Raw genomic sequence first — 19,921 nt, forward strand, 5'->3', positions numbered from 1 at the left:
TTCTCAAACCACGCGAAACAGCGCGACGATGCCCATGCCGCCGCCGACGCCCATCATTGCCAGGCCCTCGGTGCCGGCAGGCGCCGCCATCATCTGCGAGAAAAGCCGTACAGTGAGGATCGCGCCAGAGGCGCCATAGGGATGGCCGAGCGCGATGGCGCCGCCGTCCAGATTGACCCGCTCGGGGCCAATTTCCATCTGGTCGAGACTGCCAAGCACCTGTGAAGCGAAGGCCTCGTTGAACTCGATGAAATTGACCTTGGTCGGGTCGAGCCCGGGCTGCCGCACCTTCAGCTTCTGCATTGCCGGAACAGGGCCGAGGCCGAGCAACTCTGGGTGCACGCCGGCCGTTGCCGCATCGACGAATTCGAGCGCAAAGGGAACGCCGAGCCGCTGTGCTTCGGCAAGGCTTGTCACCAGCACCACAGCCGCGCCGTCGTTGATCGGGCAGGCATTGCCGGCCGTCACCGTCCCGCCCTCGACGAAAACCGGCTTCAGTCGCTGCAGCGTTTCCATCGAGGCGTTGGCTCGCGGGCACTCGTCGCGCGAGACTGGACCTGCCACGGTTTCGATCGCGACGATCTCGCGGGTGAATCGCCCGCCAAGTTCGGCCTCGACAGCGCGGCGATGGCTTCGAAGTGCAAAGGCGTCTTGGCGCTCGCGGGAAATGCCGCACTCGATCGCGACATTCTCTGCGGCGACCCCCATGTCCGGATCGCCGATCTCGTCCGGCGCCATGCGGGCGCGCTTCACCGGAGCCAGTTCGCCGCCGCGCTCAAGCGGTGGCCGCAAGCGGATATGCGCCCGGCTGGCGCTCTCGGTGCCGCCGGCGAGGTAGAAGCGCCCGGCACCGGCTTGGATCATGCGCGCGGCAAGTGTGATCGCTTCCAGCCCCGATCCGCATTGGCGGTCGACGGTCACACCCGGCGTTGATACCGGCAATCCGGCCTCAAGTGCTGCGAGCCGCGCCAGGTTGCCGGCGCTGTTTGCGGCGTTCCCGAGAATGACATCATCGATCTCGGTCGCCTCAATCCCGACGTCTGCGAGGATTCGGGCCATCAGCGGCGCCGCCAGTTGCGACGGTTCGATATCGCGAAGGGTACCGTTGACCCGGCCGATCGGCGTTCGGAGCGCCGCGATGAGCACCGGTACGCGCGAAGCGTCAGTCGAGACGTTCAAGGTCATCGTTGTCGTCCGCGATCCATTGTCTGAGTGTGCCTGCCGCCACCTTGCCCGAGCGCGTCATCGGCATCTTCCGGCAAAGCCAAATGCGGCGCGGATGTTTGTAGCGGGGCAGGTGGGCGGCAAGATGGCGTTCGAGCGCTTTCCGGTCAAAAGCGCTGCCTTCCGGTTCGATGACGGCGACGAGCTCGCTGCCGAGATCTGGGTGATCGAGGCCGAGGACGAGTGCGGCGTGTATGCCGGGATGCGCCGTCAGCGTTGCTTCCACTTCCTGCGGATAGATGTTGTTGCCGCCCGAAAGCACCATGCCGCCGGCCCGGCCGAGGAGGTGCAGCGTACCGTCCTCTTCGAGAAAGCCGAGATCCCCAACGGTCGTAAGCGAACGAAGGCGGCGGAACCCGGCACCATCGTTCGCTCCGACGTAGCCATCGGAGACGAGCGCGCTGTCGACGAAGATGGTTCCCGTTTCGCCCGGCGGCATCTCGTGCCCCGTCTCGTTGAGGATGTGAAGCGCGACACCGGGAAAAGCACGGCCGACGGCGGTAGCCGACATCGTGTCGCTCTCGGTCGAAACGCTGATGAACCCGAGTTCGGAGGCCCCGTAGTATTCGCTGGTGCGGGCTTCAGGGAAGGCGAGGGCGGCGCTGGCGCGATCGCTTGGCGTCAGTTTGGCGCCGGCGACCGTGATGCGCGTAACGGATCTCTGTGGTCTGCCTAAAGTCGCAGCACAGAGCCGCCGCAGCATGGTCGGCACCAGCACCAGTCGCTTCACCGCCTCCCCTTCGATGACGGCAAGGGAATGCGCCGCGTCGAAATGCTTTGCGCCGATGAATTCGGCGCCGGCGATGAGGGTTTCGGCCAGCGCATAGAGGGTCAGCCCGTGCGCCAGCGGACCGGGCGCCAAGGTTCTGCTGTTGCGGTCGATCTCGAAGAAGTCCTGACCGGTTGCAAGGCTCGCTCGCCACGAGCCGCGATCGCGGACGATCGCCTTGGGCGTGCCCGTCGTTCCTGAGGTGAAGACGATCAGGAACGGCTCGGAGTCGTCACCGACCGTGAGCGGCGCTTTCTTTGCTCCGTCATCGGTCTCGGCGAACCGCCGCGTCTTGCCGTTTGCCAGTGCTTCGACACCAAGTCCGTCGCCATCGGCCGTGATGATAAGGTCGGGAGACAGAAGCGCGCGCATGGCCTGTCGGGTCGGGGCCGGTAAATGCGGGTCGATCAGCGCGACGCAGTGGCCACGGCTGGTGGCGGCGAGGAAGGCGGCGGCAAAGAGCGGATGGTTGCCGATCTCCAGGGAGACCAACCGCCCGCGGTCGCCGAGGACGCTGCGGGGCTCGCTGTCGGCGGCAAGATCTCCGAGAATGGCCACAAGCTGTCGCCCAAGTCGTGACAGCTCACCGAAAGTGAAAACCCGGCCTTCGATGCGGAAGGCCGGGGCATGCGGATGTTCGTCCGCGTGGCGATTGATCGCTTCGGCAAAGGGCATCGGTTCAGGCGCGGGCCGGCAATAGCGGATAACCGGCGTAGACGGCGCGTGCGGCAAGCGTCGCGATGGCCGCCTTCAGCAGATCGCCCGGGATGAAAACGAGCGAGCCTCCAGCGGCTGCCAGCAGCGGCGTGCCGGTGACGAACGAGATCCACGGAACGCCGATTGCGTAAAGCACGACAATGCCGCCGAGGACGGAGGCAAGGAAGAAGCCGACGAACTGACGCGTTTCCGCCTGGCCCTCACGCACGGTGCGCTCTGCAATCAGGCCAGTGACGAAAGCGGCGACGACCCAGCCGAGGATGAAGCCACCCGACGGTCCTTGCAGGACGACGAGACCGCCGCGGCCGCCGGAAAGCACCGGCAGGCCGATCGCAACCAGAAGCAGGAACAGGAGAAAGGCGAGTGCGCCGCGCTTGGCGCCGAGAATGCAGCCGGCGAGCATCACACCCATCGACTGGGCTGTGATCGGCACCGGAATGAAGCCAAGTGTGATCGGCGGAATGAGGCCGAGCACGACGACGATCGCAGCGAAAAGGGAGATGAGGACGAGGTCTCTGGTGTTCATGCGAGTTCGGTTCCCTGTGTATTAGTATTCGCAAATTTATTGGCGACGAAATCCGCGCGCGTCAATCGCCGCGGCGATCGTATCGGCATCCTTGAGCGTCAGGATGATCAGCGGGCCGATGATCGTCAACGGTCTGACCGGCAGGCCGCGGGCCCGGTGCGCCTCACGGATCGCCTCGTAGCGCGCAAAGATATCGGGGACGAAGCGCAGCACGAGCCCCAGCGCCAGGCTGACATCCGCCGCTTTCAGCCAGCCCAGCCGTTCGAGCGGAGACAGGAGGATGGTTATCTCGTCCATGAAGGCGCTGATCGTCGTCGTCGCCGTCACGGCAGCGGCAAACAGCACCAGGGCCATCAGGCGCAATGTCAAAGCTGCCACGTCGGAAACGGGAAGCAGGAAAAGGTTCACGGCGGCGAGAAAGAAGATCGTCAGGAAAACGAAGCCGACACGCTTCAACGCCTCCTTCAGGGGAAGCCCAACGGACAGGTAGAGGGTCGCGGCGACAGCGAAGGCGATTGCCTGGAGGACGAGCGAAGAGCTCAAGAAAAGCACGATGCTCGACGCCACCAGCGCGATCAGCTTCACTCTCACCGGCAGACGGTGCAGCAGGCTGTTGCCCTCGATGTGCAGGCTCGTCAGCATTCGGCGATCTCGTGGTAGTGGCGGATCGTGTCTTGCGGGTTGCCGTCGGCAGCAAGCCGGCCCTCGTGGAAGAGCAGCAGCCGATCGACGTTCTCGATAAGTGCGAGATCGTGGGTGATCACGACCGTGTCTTCGGGCAAACCATCGATGGTCTCGGCGACGCGCCGCCGGTTCTTGAGGTCGAGCTGGTTGGTAGGCTCGTCCAGGATGAGGATCTTCGGATCGGTGACGACGACGCTCGCCATGGCGACCAGTTGCGTCTCGCCGCCGGAAAGCTCGTGCACGCGACGCCTTGCCAGATGTTCGATGCCGAAGCGCGAGAGCGCCGCCTGCATGCGGCGATCGATTTCGTCGCGGGGCAGCCCGCGGTTCTTCAAGCCGAAGGCGATGTCTTCGGCGACAATGGGCATGATCAGCTGGTGCTGCGGGTTCTGGAAGATAAAGCCGGCCTCGGAAAGAACGGCGCGATCATCCTCGACCGTGTTCAGCCCGTTGACCGTGACGCGGCCGGACGAAGGCTTGACGAGACCGTTGATCAACCGGGCGAAGGTGGTCTTGCCGGAACCGTTGAGGCCGATGATGCCGATGCGCTTTTCGCTAAGCGTGAGCGTCAGGGGGTGCAATGCCACCCGTTCGCCGAAGCGGACGGCGCAATCGGTAAAGCGGATGTCCATCCCGTCCCTCGCTGTCCTTGGCCCGCGTTGCTGCGGTGCTCTATAGGCCAAGTCCGACGACAAGGGCAATGCGGTCCCCGGATCGATGCGGCATTTGAATTATGGGAATAAAAGCCTATTCTTTTCGCCATGACGATTCGCCTTTCCAACAGCGACGCCCGTCGCATCTTCCTCGCCAAGCAGGGCCTTTCTGGCGCGCCGAACCGCGCGCTCGGCAAGGAGGGCCTGCTCAAGCTGATCCACGACATCGGTTTCGTGCAAGTCGACAGCATTGCCACGGTGGAGCGTGCCCATCACCAGATTCTGTTTTCCCGTAACCAGACCTATCGCCGTGAGCATCTGACGGCGCTTCTGGAAGACGACCGCGACCTGTTCGAGCACTGGACGCATGACGCCTCGATCATTCCGAGCAGCTTCTTCCGCTACTGGAAGCATCGCTTCAAATGGGAAGGAGAGACGATTGTCGAGCGCTGGAAGGCGTGGCGCGGTGAGGGCTTCGAAAAGGGGTGCGACGACACTTATCAGCGTATCGCCGAGGGCGGTCCGGTGCTCGCGCGTGATCTCAAGGAGGCGGAACACGAATCCGGAGGCTGGTGGAACTGGCATCCGTCGAAGACGGCGCTTGAAGTGCTGTGGCGGACGGGAAAACTGGCGATCGCTCGCCGCGAGAATTTCCAGAAGGTCTATGACCTCACCGAAAGAGTGATACCGCAGCACCATCACGAAGGTGATGTCAGTCATCCGGAATTCATCGACTGGGCCTGTCGCAGCGCGCTTGATCGACTGGGTTTTGCCACCCATGGCGAGATCGCCGCCTTCTGGGATCTGGTGTCTCCCGAGGAGGCCAAGACCTGGGTGGCCGAACATCGCGACGAACTCGACGAGATCGCAATCGAAGCGATCTATGGCGGTCGACCGCGTCTCGCCTATGCCTTTACCGGATTTCCAGGAATGCTTGGCGACATCCCCGAGCCTCCCGGCAGGGTCCGGGTGCTCAGCCCCTTCGACCCGCTGCTGCGCGACCGCAATCGCACCGAGCGGCTGTTCGGCTTCTATTATCGCATCGAGATCTTCGTGCCCGAGGCCAAGCGCGAATACGGCTACTACGTCTTCCCGCTGATCGAGGGCGACCGGCTGATCGGTCGCATCGACATGAAGGCGGATCGCAAGCGCGGCAGTCTCGCCGTCCGCAGGCTCTGGCTCGAAAAGGGCGTCCGTGCGTCGGCAGGGCGGCTGGAGCGCATCGATGCCGAGCTTGACCGTGTCGCCCGCTTTGCCGGCGTCGAGCGAGTGGAGCGTCTCGAAGGCTGGAACTCTTCGCTTACGTGATATTTTCCTTGGCTTGAACCCGCCGCCTTCCTAAATGGAGGCCATAGATATCTTGATGCGGGAGCGCACCACCATGAACACCGATCTGATGAGCCTCTTCGATGCCGACGAGGCAACGGTCCGCAAGGTTCTCTCGGAAACGCTCGCCGGCGCCGACGACGGCGAACTGTTCCTCGAGCACGCCCAGGCCGAGGTCCTGTCCTTCGACAACGGCCGTCTCAAGGGCGGCAGCTTCAATACCGACCAGGGTTTCGGCCTGCGTGCCGTTGCCGGCGAAGCGGTCGGTTACGCCCATTCCGGCGAGCTTTCCCTGTCGGCGCTTCGCCGCGCCTCCGACGCGGTGGCGCAGGTGACGCGCGGTTATGCCGGCTCCTACGCCGCAGCCCCGCAGCGCACCAACAAGAAACTTTACGGCGACGAGAACCCGATCGGCGAGCCAAGCTTCGAGGCGAAGGTCGCGCTGCTTCAGGAAATCGACGCCTATCTGCGCGCCAAGGATCCAAAGGTTCGTCAGGTCACGGCATCGATTGCAGCGAGCTGGCAGGTCGTCGACATTCTTCGTGCCGATGGCCATCGCGTGCACGACGTCAGGCCGATGACCCGCATCAACATTTCAGTTGTCACCGGTGACGGCGACCGCCAGGAAAGCGGATCCTTCGGCACCGGCGGCCGCCGCGGCTTCGGCGATTTCGTTACTGAGGAAAACTGGAAGATGGGCGCCGACGAGGCGCTGCGCCAAGCGCTCGTCAATCTCGAAGCGATCGATGCGCCGGCCGGCACCATGGACGTGGTGCTCGCCTCCGGCTGGCCGGGCGTCATGTTGCACGAAGCCGTCGGCCATGGCCTTGAAGGCGACTTCAACCGCAAGAAGACCTCGGCTTTCGCCGGCCTTTTGGGCGAGCAGGTTGCCGCCAAGGGCGTCACCGTCGTCGACGACGGCACCATTGAAGCGCGGCGCGGTTCGATCTCGATCGACGACGAAGGCACGCCCTCCGGCTACAACGTGCTGATTGAGGACGGCAAGCTCGTCGGCTACATGCAGGACCGGCAGAACGCCCGGCTGATGGGCATGCAGCCGACCGGCAATGGTCGCCGGCAGGGTTATGCCCATGTGCCGATGCCGCGCATGACCAACACGTACATGCTCTCGGGCGACAGGACACCCGAGGAAATCATCTCTTCGGTCAGGAAGGGGATCTATGCCGTTTCCTTCGGCGGCGGCCAGGTGGACATCACCTCGGGCAAGTTCGTCTTCGGCTGTACCGAGGCCTATCTGATCGAAAACGGCAAGATCGGCGCGCCCGTCAAGGGCGCGATGCTGATCGGCAACGGCCCGGACGCGATGAAGCGCGTGACCATGGTCGGCGACGACACCAAGCTCGACACTGGCATCGGCAATTGCGGTAAGGCCGGCCAATGGGTACCGGTCGGCGTCGGTCAGCCGCATCTGCGCATGGATCAGATCACGGTCGGCGGCACGCAGGCGTAACGTTAAGTGGCGGTCTTCAAGCTCTCCTTTCTGTCGCAGGAGACCGCCACGCCGAGCCACGAGCTGAAGTTTGATGCCGATGCCGGCGAGATCGCGCGGGTGTTGGATCTGCGCAACGGCGTTTTCCTGGATCATGCCTACTACCGTCTGGATCAAAACGATCTGACGCTGCTGGCCTCGGCCCTCGGGCTTGCTTTGCCGAAAACGGGTGAGGAGGCCGTGCTTCGACGGCCGCATGCGCTCGATACGGTGCCCTATCTGGTGCACACCGGTTATGAGCTTCCGCTGATGCTCGAAGGGCGCAAGCCCTTTGCCCATTTCTCCGATGACCCGGAATCGCCCTGGCTGGAGGAAGCGCGATTGCTCTTTGCGCCGCACGTGGATGCGGGGGCCCTGGTTCTAGATAGGTTCGAAGTCGCGCGGATGTGCCCGACCACGACCGGCGGCGAGAAAGAGCAACGGGTCCTATACCTCACCTATGCATTGCCGGGAGACGAGTGGCGTTTTGACCTCTTCAGACAGCGCTGCCATCGGCTCTTTCACGATTGGCGTCCATGGACCGCGGAAGACGAGCGCGAGGAGGGGCTGCTCCTTGGCTACACCGAGGAGCAATGTGACTGGTGGCTCGCCAATCGTTTCCGCAGGATCGCTGCGGAAACATGATGAAGACTGCCTTTGTTCCCGCGGACGCTCACCCGCGCGACGGCAGCATCATGCAATCATAAGAGCGCTGCTTGAGCGCGTCGCAGGCGGCCGCTGCCGCATCACGGCTCGAGAACCCGACGAAGCGCGCGCGGTAGATCGCCTTAGCACCTTTGCCGACAGCTTCGGTGTAGGGCGTGGCTCCTGCGAGTGGAGCGCCGGCTTCGGAGCGCGCCTGGGCGAGCAGCATACGAGCCGCCTCGGCAGACGGAGCGGCCGAAATCTGGATCTGCCAGCCGCCGCCTGCCATGGGCGTCGCGGCACTGTTTTCGATCTCGGCCACCTCTGTGGGGCGGTCTGCGGGGACTGCCGTCGTGGGCGTCGCCGCAATCAGTGCGGCAACGGAATCCTGCTTCGCCCGCTGAGGGGCGGCATAGGGCATCGGGACGTCTGATGTTGCTGCAGATGCCACTTCCACCGGGGTTTCGACCGGTTTGCTGCCGCGTGTCGACGCCACGAGCTGCCGCCCGGTTTTCGTTGAGGCCTTGCCGACATGGCGATCGAGAAGGGCCGCCATCTTGGCATCGCGGCTACGCGCCGTCCTGCCGCCGAGAACGACGCCGACCACCCGGCGATTGCCATCCTTGACGGCGCTGACGAGATTGAAGCCGGAAGCGTTGGTGTAACCGGTCTTGATACCGTCCATGCCCTCGTAGCGATACATCAGGTTGTTGTGGCCGCGGACCTTGCGGCCGCGGAAATTGAAGCTCTCGGTCGCAAAGAGCTGGTATTCCTTGGGGAAGTCGCGCATCAGCGCGACGGCCAGCGTCGACATCTCACGCGCCGTCGTCACCTGCTGGCTCGCCGGCAGACCGGAAGAGTTGACGAAGACGGTCCTGCTCATGCCAAGCTGCCGCGCCTTGGCGGTCATCATCCGGGCGAAGTTGGCCTCGGAGCCTCCGAGCCTTTCCGCCATGGCCGCTGCCGCATCGTTGCCCGAGCGCACGATCATGCCGAGCACGGCTTCGCGAGCCGTAATGGTCATGCCGGGCTTGAGGCCGAGGCGCATCGGTGGTTTCGCCGCAGCCGCTTTTGACACCTTGATCTTGCTGTCCCAGGAGAGCTCGCCGCGCCTGAGAGCCTCGAAGGCCATATAGACCGTCATCATCTTGGTCAGCGAAGCCGGATGGTTGAGCACGTCGGGATTTTCGGCCGACAGAACCTTGCCGGTGCGCGCATCCAGCACCAGCGAGGCAGTACCGGCAATCGCCGTTGCGGTCCCCAAGGCGAGAGCGAAGGTCGCCAAAAGGAGGCAGCGCAAAGTATTCATGTCGATCCCCGTCGAATGGCGCCATCGGTCACAGGCGCGAAGCTGTTTCGTTTTGTGACAAAATCCGTGTCTTTGCTGCAACTTTAGGGCGGAATGTGACACTTCTATCCTGTTTTCGAGGTTGTGGTAAACGGGCGATAAATGTCCTCTCCGTTCAACAAGGCTTAACGCCCTCGTCGTTAACCTTTGAGCCCGGAGCACGGCGCAGAGGACGCTCTGGCGCCGCACGGGGAAACATGGGGCAGGCCATCAGGAACACGATCAGGGCAATTGTTCGCCGGGCCGCCATTGCCGGCGGACTGGAAGTGGCCGGAGGGCTGAGTCGCGTCGGGCTGATGGCTGGCGCGCGCGGGCAGGGGGCGATCTTCACGCTGCACCATGTCCGGCCGAAACCTGCCCGTGCCTTCGACCCGAATGCCCATCTGGAAATCACCCCTGAATTCCTCGACGCGGCGCTGACGACGCTGAAGCGCGACGGCTATCGTTTCGTCGCGCTCGAGCAGTTGCCGCATGTGCTGGCCGCGGAGCGCGGCCCGATCGCCTGTTTTACGCTTGATGACGGCTACCGGAACAATCTCGAGCATGCGCTGCCCGTGTTCGAGCGCCACGCCGCACCCTTCACCGTCTTTGTCACCGGCGGCTTCATCGATCGGACCCATACACTCTGGTGGGAAACGCTCGCCAATGTGCTCGCCACGAACGAGACGCTGCGCTTCGACTTCGGTCACGGTATCGAAACGCTGCCAACGCGCACGACTGCGGACAAGCAGGCGGCTTTCAATCGTGTCGCGGCTTTCATTCATAGCCGTGATGAAGCGCCGGCCATTGCTTCACTGAACGCCACAGCGATCGAACACGGTATCGATCCGCTGGCGATCACCGAAGGGCTGACCTTGGATCCGGCAGGTCTGCGACAGCTGGTCAAAAGCCCGCTGGCCAGCCTCGGCGCGCACACGATCAGCCATCGCTCTGTCGCGCGCCTGAGCGACGACGACGCAAGGCGAGAAATTCACGAGTCCGCGCAGCGCGTCGAGGCCATTACCGGCCGGCGGCCTCTGACCTTCGCCTATCCCTATGGCGACGCGCCGGCGGTGTCGGCACGCGACCATCGCATCGTCGCCGATCTCGGCTTCACGCTCGCGGTCACCACCCAGCCCGGCACGCTCGACGAACGCGCGCAGTCCTACCTTCATGCGTTGCCACGCATTTCGCTGAATGGTCATTTCCAGCGGGCACGCTACGTCTCGGCGTTGGCCTCGGGCATCCCCTTCCGGCTGGCGTCAGGCTAGGGCGCTGAAGCCCAGCCACTCAAGGATACATCCGCACCTTTTCCCAGCCGCCTTCGGGCGTCGCGCGGCGGAACTCCATCCGGTCATGCAGGCGGAATGGGCGGTCGTGCCAGAATTCGATCGAAGTCGGGCGGATGCGGAAACCGGACCAGTAGCTCGGGCGCGGGATCTCGCCAAGCGCGTGGCGGGCGGTATATTCGGCAACCGCCTTTTCAAGCGCGAAGCGGCCTTCAAGCGGGCGCGACTGCTTCGAGGCCCAGGCGCCGATGCGGCTGCCGCGCGGCCGGCTCTTGAAGTATTCGTCTGCCTCTTCGTCGGTCACGATCTCGACCGGGCCGCGCACGCGCACCTGGCGCCTCAGGGATTTCCAGTGGAAGCACATGGCCGCCTTGCGGGCGCCAAGGATTTCCTGGCCCTTCTGGCTCTCGAAATTCGTGTAGAAGACGAAGCCGCGTTCGTCGAAACCCTTCAGCAAAACCATGCGGACATTCGGCAATCCGTCGCCGTCGACGGTGGCAAGCGCAACCGCATTCGGGTCGTTGATTTCGCTGCCTTCCGCGTCCTTCAGCCATATGCCAAACAGGGAAAAGGGCTCATTTGATTCGGTGAAGTCACCGCTTGTTAACTCATTCGCCGCCATTATTGCCTTCCAATGCCGTGATGTCTGGCGCGGAAATGCTTCGGGATGAACCCGACCGGTGTTTCCGCATCGAAAATGTCGGAGCCTGTATGTTGACCACTCGAGCAACGTGCGGCTCCAGCGAGTCTGACAGGATTGCCGTGCAAGACATAGCAAAGTGGATCGATGCCAAGAAGGGGTATTCCTTCACCTTGCTGCGTAGCGCGGCAATTTGCCTGCCGGTGCTTGTGCTTTCCGGCTGCATGGGCGCGGGCCTCGATTTCTTTGGCGGCGGCGTCGACCGCACGGTCTCGACGGGCACCGTTCCCGTCGCCAAAACCTCCGATGGGCTCTCCGACGCGGTGATGGTTCGCAACGCCGTGACTTCGGCGGAACTCGGCGGCGGCACGATCAATCCGATCCCCTGGGCCAACGCGACCTCCGGTAGCGCCGGTGTCATCAGCAGCATTCAGGAAGACCGCGCGAGCGGCATGCTGTGCCGTCGTTTCACCACGACGCGCCATTCCTATGAGGGCATCGCAAAGTTCGACGGCAACACGTGCCAGGGCGGCGATGGCGCCTGGTATTTGACGAGCTTCGGCCCGCGCGCCTGAGAAAAAGCTCGCAAGCACGAGTTAACGCTCGGAAATCGGCGATTAACCACATTTCTCTAAAAGTGCGAACGATCGTCGGCAGGGCTCATTCCAGAGCCGGTGGCGGCGTTGTGGCTAACCACTATTTAGCAAGTTCTCCGGATCATCGGTGCCGAGTGGAAAGGCGGCAATGACGCCTTCAATCGGGGCATAAGGCGGGCATCAGGGAGAGGCCGCCGATCAGAGAAGATGGTAGAAGCCATGCGTGATCCCTATGCGATCCTCGGTGTCCGGCGCAATGCCGGGCAGGACGAAATCAAGGCGGCCTGGCGTTCGCTGGCAAAGGCCGTGCATCCTGACCATAACCAGGACGACCCCACCGCCGCCGAGCGCTTTGCCGAGGCAGGCAAGGCCTACGAGCTTCTGCGCGATCCCAAGCTCAGAAGCCGCTACGACTATGCGCGCCGCGAGGCCGAGCTTCGCCGCATGGAGGCGATGAAGGCAAAGATGCGCGGCAATGGCCAGGAGGAGGCGCCCGTCGACGCGGAGACCGCCGAGGACGCCATCTCGCAGATCTTTGGCGCCGACGCGCGTGCCAGGTCGGCCCGGCCATCGCCGAGGCCGGCGCCGAACCCATCGCCCAAGCCCGCGCCGAAACCGACAGCGGCCAAGGAGCCGGAACGCCCGGCTCAAGCTGCCGAGGCAAAGCCTGAACCTGCGGCCGAGACCCAGCCGGAAACCGTTGCCAAGACGGAAACCCCGCTCATGCAGCGCGCCGCAGCGCCCGCAGCCGAACTCGTTGCAGCCATCGTCCGGCGCATCCGCGGCCGCGCAGCAAAGACCGCAGAGAAGGTGCCCGACCTGACCGTCGATCTGGTTGTCGGCATCGAGGATCTTATCAATCGCCAGCGCCTGACGGTCGAGCTTCCCGACGGCGAGAGCCTGAAGGTTCAAATTCCGCCGGGTGCCGTCGACGGGCAGACCATTCGTCTGGCCGAACAGGGCTACCGTGTCACCGGCATGAGCCGCGGCGATGTCGTCGTCACGCTCCGGGTCGATCAGAACGGCGCCTTCCGCACCCGTGGCCTTGATCTGCTTACGACTATGCCGATCGATCTGCAGGGCGCCGTCCTCGGTTGCGAGGAGCGCATCGAAACGCCGGTTGGCCCGGTGACCGTCGTCGTGCCGCCCTGGTCGGGTTCGGACAAGATCATCCGCCTCACAGGCCAGGGCCTTCCCGGAACCTACGGGACCCACGGCGATCTCCTGGTGGAGTTGCGGCTGGTCCTGAAAGACACGCCGGATGAGAAGGTGACCGATCTGATGAAGTCGCAGCGCGACGGACTCTATCTGTGACGGTCCATTTGTGACAGTTCGCTGACACTTTGAACCAATATTACGGGGACTAACAGTTCCTGATCTCAGGCGCGCTTGAACCACCCTTGCCACTATGCCATAGGCAATTCTCGACAATTTGCCGCACCCGTTCGGTGGGGTGTCTATGACATTTGTGAACTTTGGCACCGGCACCGGCCGTTGCTGGAAATAGTATTGGGGACTTACCATGGCTCAGGCATCCGGTCTGATGAAGGGCAAGCGCGGCGTCATTATGGGCGTTGCAAACAACCGTTCCATCGCATGGGGCATTGCCAAGGCCATCCACGCACAGGGTGGTGAAGTTGCGTTGACCTATCAGGGCGATGCGCTGAAGAAGCGCGTCGAGCCGCTGCTCGCCGAGATCGACGGCTTCATGGCCGGCCATTGCGACGTCAGCGACGAAGCCAGCATCGACGCCGTCTTCGATACGCTCGAAAAGCAATGGGGCAAGATCGACTTCGTGGTGCATGCGATCGGCTTCTCCGACAAGGACGAACTGACCGGTCGCTACGTCGATACCTCGGCCGACAACTTCGCCAAGACGATGCAGATTTCGGTCTACTCCTTCACTTCGGTTGCCCGTCGCGCTGAAAAGCTGATGACCGATGGCGGCTCGATGCTGACCCTGACCTACTACGGCGCCGAAAAGGTCATGCCGAACTACAACGTCATGGGTGTCGCCAAGGCTGCGCTCGAAGCGAGCGTGAAGTATCTGGCGGTCGACCTCGGCCCGAAGAACATCCGCGTCAACGCCATTTCTGCCGGTCCGATCAAGACGCTGGCGGCCTCCGGCATCGGCGATTTCCGCTATATCCTCAAGTGGAACGAGTACAACGCGCCGCTGCGCCGCACCGTGACGATCGAGGAAGTCGGCGATGTCGGCCTCTACATGCTCTCCGACCTGTCGCGTTCGGTCACCGGTGAAGTTCACCACGCCGACAGCGGCTACCATGTCGTCGGCATGAAGGCGGTGGACGCGCCCGATATCTCCGTGATCAAGGACTGATCGATACCCTCAATCGGTGTCGGCAGTCCGCTGCCCCGGAGACATGTTGTGCTGATCTATGTGATCCGTCACGGACAGACCGACTGGAATGCCGAAAGCCGGCTCCAGGGCCAGAAGGACATCCCGCTCAATGATTTCGGTCGCCAGCAGGCGACCGGAAACGGCAAGGCACTCGCGGGCATCCTTGGCACCGACGCCGCGCATTTCGATTTCGTCGCGAGCCCGCTTGGCCGCACGTGCGAGACCATGGAGCGCGTGAGGCTGGCGATGGGTCTCGATCCCGCTGCCTACCGCACCGACGAACGGCTGAAGGAAGTATCCTTCGGTGACTGGGAAGGACACACGCTTCCCGAGCTCAAGCGTTCGGCGCCGCAAAGGATCGCCGAACGGCGCGCGGTGAAGTGGGACTTCATTCCGCCGGGACCTGATGCCGAGAGCTACGAGATCCTGTCCTGGCGCGTTGCAGCTTGGCTGAAGGACGTGACGAAACCGACCATCTGCGTCAGCCACGGCGGCGTCATCCGATCGCTTTTCAAGCTTTTTGGGGAAATGGAGGCCGAGGAGGCTGCGTCTGCGGCGATCCCGCAGGATCGCCTACTGCGCATTTCCGGCGGTGCCATCGGCTGGATCTGACGGCCGGAACGATAACCGCCCCAAAGCAATGCCCGGAAAAGTGTGGAACGGTTTCCCGTCCGGCATTGCGTGATCTGAGGGACGGGGCGCTGCTTACTGTACGATTTCGAGGTCGTTGATGACCCGTTTTCCATCGACTTCGGTATAGAAGACCAGAACCTTCACGCCCGCTTTCAGACCCTCGAAATTGAACTCTTCGGGCGCTTGGTAGCTCTTGCCGTCATCGAGCTGCAGGCTGAGGCGTTCAGTGTCGACACCCGTAATGATAGCTTCCACGTCGGCGCTTTCCGCAAGAGCGGACAAAGGCGAAAGCAGGCCGGCAGTGGCCATGAGCGCGGCAATGACAAAACGCATCTTTCTTGCCCTTTTCAACGATTCTGCGAACATTCCTGTCATCACCCTTGGCCCCCGATTGTGGCAAAAATTGCCTTGTAACTTGGCTTTTGGCCGTCAGGCCCCGGTTTTTTGATGGCCTGCCCGACGCCGGAAGACTGGACGGCGACATCGTTTTTTTCAAGCGGGGGAGCGCCGAAGTAGGGGAGCCGGAATATTGATTTCCCCATGAATCATAGGGTTTTCCAAGGATTTGTAACGAAAGCCAATCTTAAGACTCGCTCGCTACCTTTGGTTGGGGACTGAGGGGAATAGCTTGAAGATCATCGACGTACTGCGCCAACGCATTCGGGCGGCAGCCAGATTTGCGAAACCATCGCTCATACCAGCGGCGATCGCCGGCCTTGTCGTCTTTACCGGCGGGTACGTTTACGAGCGGCAGAATCGCGAAAATTTCCAGAATGACCTCAGGATCGACGTCGAGAACGAACTGAACCTCATCGCCAATCGGTTGCAATCGGAGATAAACACCAACATCGCCGCGCTGAACGGATTTGCCAACAGCATCGGCGTGCACCCGGCGATGACGCCTGACGATTTTACCGTCATGGCGACGAAGCTTCTCCTCCAGAACCCGCAGATGGTGCGCGCTTCGGCTGCGCCTGCCGGCGTGGTGTGGATCGCCTTTCCGCGTGAAAGCCAGCAGTGGTTCGTCGGCACCAATTTCAACAGGTTCGGCGCGACAAGGCACGCCATCGAACGCGCATCGTCGACGGTGAGACCCGTGATGATCGGTCCCATTCGCCTGCCGAGCGGCCGCAATGGCTTCGAGCTTTTCTTGCCTGTCTTTTCCAAGATCCAGGGGCGAATGGAGCGCTGGGGCTATGTCGAGGCCATCATCGACGAAAAGGCGCTTTATCGCGCCGCGCGCCTTCTGGAGACGGGCAGCGAAGCGCCCGAACTGACGAAGGATCATCGCCACGTCGACGTTCACCTCGCGATCAGGGATGTCTCCGAGCAGGAGCGGATCCAGGATGCGTTCTTCGGCGACGACGCGCTGTTCCGCAAGACATCGGTGACGCGGCGGCTGGATCTGGCGGGTGGCGCATGGGAGCTTGCAGCCATGCCGGTCGGCGGGTGGGACCAACTGCCTGAAAACATCGATAGCATTCGCCTGGCGATCGCCGCCGCCGTCGCAATCGTGGTGATCCCGATCCTCTTGACCGGCGGGCTGTTCAATGAACGGCAGCGCAATATTGCCAAGCTGAAAGCGCGGGAAGGAGAGGTGATGACGCTGTCCCACCGGCTGAACCTCGCACTTGACGCGTCCAAGATCGGCATCTGGGAGATCGACGTCGAAACGCAGCAGCGCTCCTGGGACGACCGCATGTTCCACCTGCACGGGCTGGAGGTCCATCTGGAGGAACCGACCTATGAGGAATGGCGTGCGACCGTGCACCCGGATGACATCGGCATCGCCGCCAACGCGCTGTTCCGCAGCCTGGACGACGGGCTGGAGTACCGTTCGCAATACCGGGTCGTCCTCACCGACGGAACCTTGCGCCATATCCGCAACGTCGGATCCAGCCACCGCGGCGCCGACGGCCGCGCAAAGATCACCGGCATAAGCTGGGATGTCACGGACGACGTCATGAAGACCGAGCGGCTGACTGCGGCCAAGGCACAGGTCGATCAGCAGAATCTCGAGCTCGAACAAGCGCTGAAAGGTCTTTACGAGCGCGAGCAGGACCTTGAACTGCTCTCGCGCCGCCTCGACCTGGCGCTCGATTCCTACCGCTGCGGCATGTGGGAGGCGGACCTCGACAACGACGTTGCCTACTGGGACGAGCGCATGCATCAGCTCTACGGTCTGGTCTATACCGACGGGGCCACGAACGAGGAAATATGGCTCACAACGCTTCACCCCGATGATCGGTCGCCGGCGCTGGACGCGGTCAACCGCGCCATAGCGGCCGACGAGACCTATGTGCACCAGGCACGCGTGGTTCTGCCGGCCGGCGGCGTCCGCCACATCCGCTCCGTCGGCAAGCTGCATTTGGCGCCGGATGGCGCGCGCAAATTCGTCGGCATGGCGCTCGACGTCACCGAAGACGTGCTGATGACCGAGCAGTTGCGGGCCGCCAAGGCGATGGCAGATGCGAAGAATGCCGAGCTGGAACAGGCGCGGGTGCGGATCGAGCACAACGCTCTGCATGACCCTCTGACCGGCCTCGGAAACCGCCGCATGCTCGACAAGGCTTTGGAGCGGCTGGCGAGGGCCGGCGATCACGAGGATATCGCCATCCTTCATATCGATCTTGACCGTTTCAAGCAGATCAATGACACGCTCGGCCACGCGGCCGGCGATGCCATGCTGATCCACGCTTCCGAAATCCTGCGGGCAAATACCAGGCCCGGTGATCTCATCGCCCGCATCGGCGGTGACGAATTCGTGGTCGCCGTCACCGGTGCGCCTGGCGAGGCGGCGCTCGCGGTGCGCTGTGACCGGATCATCGCCGCGATGCGCCAGCCGGTCGACTACAACGGTTTTCCCTGCCGCTTCGGTGTCAGCATCGGTGTTGCCGTCGGCCGAGGTGCGGAGATCGATGCGCGCAAGCTGCTCGTCAATGCCGATATCGCCCTCTATAGGGCCAAGGAAGCGGGACGTAACCGCTATCAGTTCTTCACCGAAGTGCTGCAGGCGGAAGTGGTGACGGCCAAGCGCATCGCCGACGAGATCCTCGAAGGCATCGAGCGCGACGAGTTCGAGCCCTGGTATCAGCCGCAATTCGACGCGACCACGCTGGCGCTTTGCGGCGTCGAGGCACTGGTGCGCTGGAAGCATCCGCGCGAGGGCATTCTGACGCCGGACCGCTTCCTTGGCATCGCCGATGAACTCAATGTGACGGCGATGCTCGACCGCCTCGTTCTGGAGAAAGCTCTCACCGATCAGATGCGATGGGCTGCCGCCGGCGTGCGCGTTCCCAAGATCTCCGTCAATGTTTCGGCCAAGCGCTTGCAGGACGATGATCTTCTGTCCTCTCTTGAAGGCTTGAGCATCGCGCCCGGCCAGATCTGTTTCGAACTGGTGGAATCGATCTTTCTCGATGAAAGCGACGAAATCGTTGCCACCAATATCGAGGGCATCAAGAAGCTCGGCATCGATATCGAGCTCGACGACTTCGGCACCGGTCATACCTCGATCGTCAGCCTGCTGAAGATCAAGCCGAAACGGCTGAAGATCGACCGCCAGCTCGTCGTCCCGGTCCTCAGCGCTCGGCGGGAGCAGGCGCTTGTCCGTTCGATCATCGAGATCGCCCGTTCGCTCAACATCGAGACCGTTGCTGAAGGCGTCGAGACGATGGCGCATGCCGAGATGCTCGGCATCCTCGGCTGCGACGTCCTGCAGGGCTATGCCTTCTCCCGGCCGCTGAGCGCCGAGAAGTTCCTCGCCTTTGCCGCTGATCGTGGCCTGCGCCTGGCATCGTGACGAACGTCATCGCGTCGAGCCGCAAAAGTCTTTCCCCGTCCACGGCTTTCCACTAAGAGAGGGCATCCGCGTACGAAACGTACGGCCGTTGCTTGCTCAAGGTCCGGTAGCCTTCATGTCGCATAATACTTTCGGTCATCTCTTCCGCGTCACCACCTGGGGCGAAAGCCACGGGCCGGCGCTTGGCTGCGTGGTGGACGGTTGCCCGCCCGGCATCCGGTTCACGCTTGCCGAACTCCAGGCCTGGCTCGACAAGCGCAAGCCCGGCCAGTCGCGCTTCGTGACGCAGCGCCGCGAGGATGATCTCGTCAAGGTGCTCTCCGGCGTCATGTTCGACGAGGACGGCGAGACGATGATCTCGACCGGTACGCCGATCTCCATGCTGATCGAGAACACCGATCAGCGTTCGAAGGATTATTCCGAGATCGCCAAGCGTTATCGCCCGGGCCACGCCGACTATACCTATGATCTGAAATACGGCATCCGTGACTATCGCGGCGGCGGACGCTCGTCGGCACGAGAGACCGCGGCGCGGGTTGCTGCCGGCGGCATCGCCCGCAAGGTCGTGCCCGGCCTCGTCGTGCGCGCAGCGCTCGTCCAGATCGGTAAGCACAAGATCAACCGGGCCAACTGGGATTGGGCCGAGGTCGGCAACAATCCCTTCTTCGCTCCGGATCCGGAGATCGTGCCGGTGTGGGAGGAGTATCTCGACGGGATCCGCAAGGCCGGGTCCTCGATCGGTGCCGTCGTCGAAGTGATCGCCGAGGGCGTGCCAGCCGGCATCGGCGCGCCGATCTACGCCAAGCTCGACCAGGATATCGCCTCCAACCTGATGTCGATCAACGCCGTCAAGGGTGTCGAGATCGGCAATGGCTTCGGTGCAGCCGAGATCACCGGCGAGGAGAACGCCGACGAGATGCGCATCGGCGCCGACGGCAAGCCGATCTTCCTGTCCAATCATGCCGGCGGCATTCTCGGCGGCATCGCCACCGGCGAACCGGTGATCGCGCGTTTTGCCATCAAGCCGACCTCGTCGATCCTCACGGAGCGCCGCTCGGTCGATAGCGATGGCAAAGAGGTCGATGTGCGGACCAAGGGCCGCCATGACCCCTGTGTCGGCATCCGCGCCGTGCCGATCGGCGAGGCGATGCTTGCTTGCACGATCGCCGATCACTACTTGCGTGATCGCGGCCAGACCGGCCGCCTCAAGTAATTCGCCCTCTATTTCGGGAAGAGCAC

The 19,921-nt window shown here is 63.0% G+C and carries 18 protein-coding genes; 10 read left to right on the forward strand and 8 right to left on the reverse strand.

Annotated elements, in window-relative coordinates:
• Positions 1-3 precede the first annotated feature (3 nt).
• From PWG15_RS02630 to PWG15_RS02650, 5 genes are read right to left on the reverse strand one after another with little or no spacing between them, the layout of a single operon-like run.
• The gene (locus PWG15_RS02630) at positions 4-1,179 is read right to left on the reverse strand and encodes a thiolase family protein (protein ID WP_275024337.1); all 1,176 of its coding nucleotides are present in this window, start codon (positions 1,177-1,179) and stop codon (positions 4-6) included.
• Positions 1,163-2,668 (reverse strand): class I adenylate-forming enzyme family protein, encoded by a 1,506-nt coding sequence (locus PWG15_RS02635; protein ID WP_275022950.1) that lies wholly within the window; start codon positions 2,666-2,668, stop codon positions 1,163-1,165. Before PWG15_RS02635 ends, PWG15_RS02630 begins: the two co-directional genes overlap by 17 nt.
• 4 nt (positions 2,669-2,672) lie before the next feature.
• Entirely contained in the window at positions 2,673-3,236 is a 564-nt protein-coding gene (locus tag PWG15_RS02640) for a biotin transporter BioY (RefSeq protein WP_275022954.1), read from the reverse strand.
• A 36-nt stretch (positions 3,237-3,272) separates the two neighbouring features.
• Positions 3,273-3,878 carry an energy-coupling factor transporter transmembrane component T family protein gene (locus PWG15_RS02645; RefSeq protein WP_275022955.1) on the reverse strand — a complete coding sequence of 202 codons (606 nt, stop codon included), beginning with the start codon at positions 3,876-3,878 and terminating at the stop codon, positions 3,273-3,275.
• Entirely contained in the window at positions 3,872-4,552 is a 681-nt protein-coding gene (locus tag PWG15_RS02650; protein ID WP_275022956.1) for an energy-coupling factor ABC transporter ATP-binding protein, read from the reverse strand. The genes PWG15_RS02645 and PWG15_RS02650 overlap by 7 nt, the downstream gene beginning before the upstream one ends.
• A gap of 129 nt (positions 4,553-4,681) precedes the next feature.
• Here PWG15_RS02650 and PWG15_RS02655 point away from each other — a divergent pair, with 129 nt between their 5' ends.
• The 3 genes from PWG15_RS02655 to PWG15_RS02665 all read left to right on the forward strand — a co-directional run bounded on the left by PWG15_RS02655 (position 4,682) and on the right by PWG15_RS02665 (position 8,033).
• The gene (locus tag PWG15_RS02655; RefSeq protein ID WP_275022957.1) at positions 4,682-5,881 is read left to right on the forward strand and encodes a winged helix-turn-helix domain-containing protein; all 1,200 of its coding nucleotides are present in this window, start codon (positions 4,682-4,684) and stop codon (positions 5,879-5,881) included.
• Between the two features lie 73 nt (positions 5,882-5,954).
• Positions 5,955-7,370 carry a metalloprotease TldD gene (gene tldD / locus PWG15_RS02660; protein WP_275022958.1) on the forward strand — a complete coding sequence of 472 codons (1,416 nt, stop codon included), beginning with the start codon at positions 5,955-5,957 and terminating at the stop codon, positions 7,368-7,370.
• Positions 7,371-7,376: 6 nt separating this feature from the next.
• Positions 7,377-8,033 carry a hypothetical protein gene (locus PWG15_RS02665; RefSeq protein ID WP_275022959.1) on the forward strand — a complete coding sequence of 219 codons (657 nt, stop codon included), beginning with the start codon at positions 7,377-7,379 and terminating at the stop codon, positions 8,031-8,033.
• A 28-nt stretch (positions 8,034-8,061) separates the two neighbouring features.
• Here the strand turns inward: PWG15_RS02665 and PWG15_RS02670 are convergent, their stop codons facing one another.
• A complete protein-coding gene (locus PWG15_RS02670; RefSeq protein WP_425536746.1) occupies positions 8,062-9,333 on the reverse strand; it encodes a serine hydrolase in 1,272 nt (423 codons plus the stop codon).
• 245 nt (positions 9,334-9,578) lie between these two features.
• Here PWG15_RS02670 and PWG15_RS02675 point away from each other — a divergent pair, with 245 nt between their 5' ends.
• Positions 9,579-10,631 carry a polysaccharide deacetylase family protein gene (locus PWG15_RS02675; protein ID WP_275022961.1) on the forward strand — a complete coding sequence of 351 codons (1,053 nt, stop codon included), beginning with the start codon at positions 9,579-9,581 and terminating at the stop codon, positions 10,629-10,631.
• A gap of 19 nt (positions 10,632-10,650) precedes the next feature.
• Here the strand turns inward: PWG15_RS02675 and pdxH are convergent, their stop codons facing one another.
• Positions 10,651-11,271, reverse strand: a complete 621-nt coding sequence (gene pdxH, locus PWG15_RS02680) for a pyridoxamine 5'-phosphate oxidase (protein WP_275022962.1) — start codon at positions 11,269-11,271, stop codon at positions 10,651-10,653.
• A 140-nt stretch (positions 11,272-11,411) separates the two neighbouring features.
• Here pdxH and PWG15_RS02685 point away from each other — a divergent pair, with 140 nt between their 5' ends.
• The 4 genes from PWG15_RS02685 to PWG15_RS02700 all read left to right on the forward strand — a co-directional run bounded on the left by PWG15_RS02685 (position 11,412) and on the right by PWG15_RS02700 (position 14,859).
• Complete coding sequence (locus PWG15_RS02685; RefSeq protein ID WP_275022963.1) at positions 11,412-11,864, forward strand: RT0821/Lpp0805 family surface protein; 453 nt, start codon at positions 11,412-11,414, stop codon at positions 11,862-11,864.
• Positions 11,865-12,092: 228 nt separating this feature from the next.
• Entirely contained in the window at positions 12,093-13,199 is a 1,107-nt protein-coding gene (locus tag PWG15_RS02690; RefSeq protein ID WP_275022964.1) for a DnaJ C-terminal domain-containing protein, read from the forward strand.
• 208 nt (positions 13,200-13,407) lie between these two features.
• The gene (fabI, locus tag PWG15_RS02695) at positions 13,408-14,226 is read left to right on the forward strand and encodes an enoyl-ACP reductase FabI (protein WP_043619845.1); all 819 of its coding nucleotides are present in this window, start codon (positions 13,408-13,410) and stop codon (positions 14,224-14,226) included.
• Between the two features lie 48 nt (positions 14,227-14,274).
• Positions 14,275-14,859 carry a histidine phosphatase family protein gene (locus PWG15_RS02700; RefSeq protein WP_275022965.1) on the forward strand — a complete coding sequence of 195 codons (585 nt, stop codon included), beginning with the start codon at positions 14,275-14,277 and terminating at the stop codon, positions 14,857-14,859.
• Between the two features lie 93 nt (positions 14,860-14,952).
• Here PWG15_RS02700 and PWG15_RS02705 read toward each other — a convergent pair whose 3' ends face one another.
• Positions 14,953-15,213: a DUF1344 domain-containing protein gene (locus PWG15_RS02705; RefSeq protein WP_275022967.1), complete on the reverse strand. Its 261-nt coding sequence runs from the start codon at positions 15,211-15,213 to the stop codon at positions 14,953-14,955.
• A gap of 295 nt (positions 15,214-15,508) precedes the next feature.
• On the opposite strand from PWG15_RS02705, the gene PWG15_RS02710 reads away from it, so the two are divergent.
• On the forward strand, positions 15,509-18,682 hold the full coding sequence (locus tag PWG15_RS02710; protein WP_275022969.1) for a bifunctional diguanylate cyclase/phosphodiesterase: 3,174 nt from the start codon (positions 15,509-15,511) through the stop codon (positions 18,680-18,682).
• A 115-nt stretch (positions 18,683-18,797) separates the two neighbouring features.
• Entirely contained in the window at positions 18,798-19,895 is a 1,098-nt protein-coding gene (aroC, locus tag PWG15_RS02715) for a chorismate synthase (protein ID WP_275022970.1), read from the forward strand.
• Positions 19,896-19,921: the final 26 nt, after the last annotated feature.

Origin of the sequence: Ensifer adhaerens (assembly GCF_028993555.1) — a bacterium.
Taxonomy (GTDB): Bacteria; Pseudomonadota; Alphaproteobacteria; order Rhizobiales; family Rhizobiaceae; genus Ensifer; species Ensifer adhaerens_I.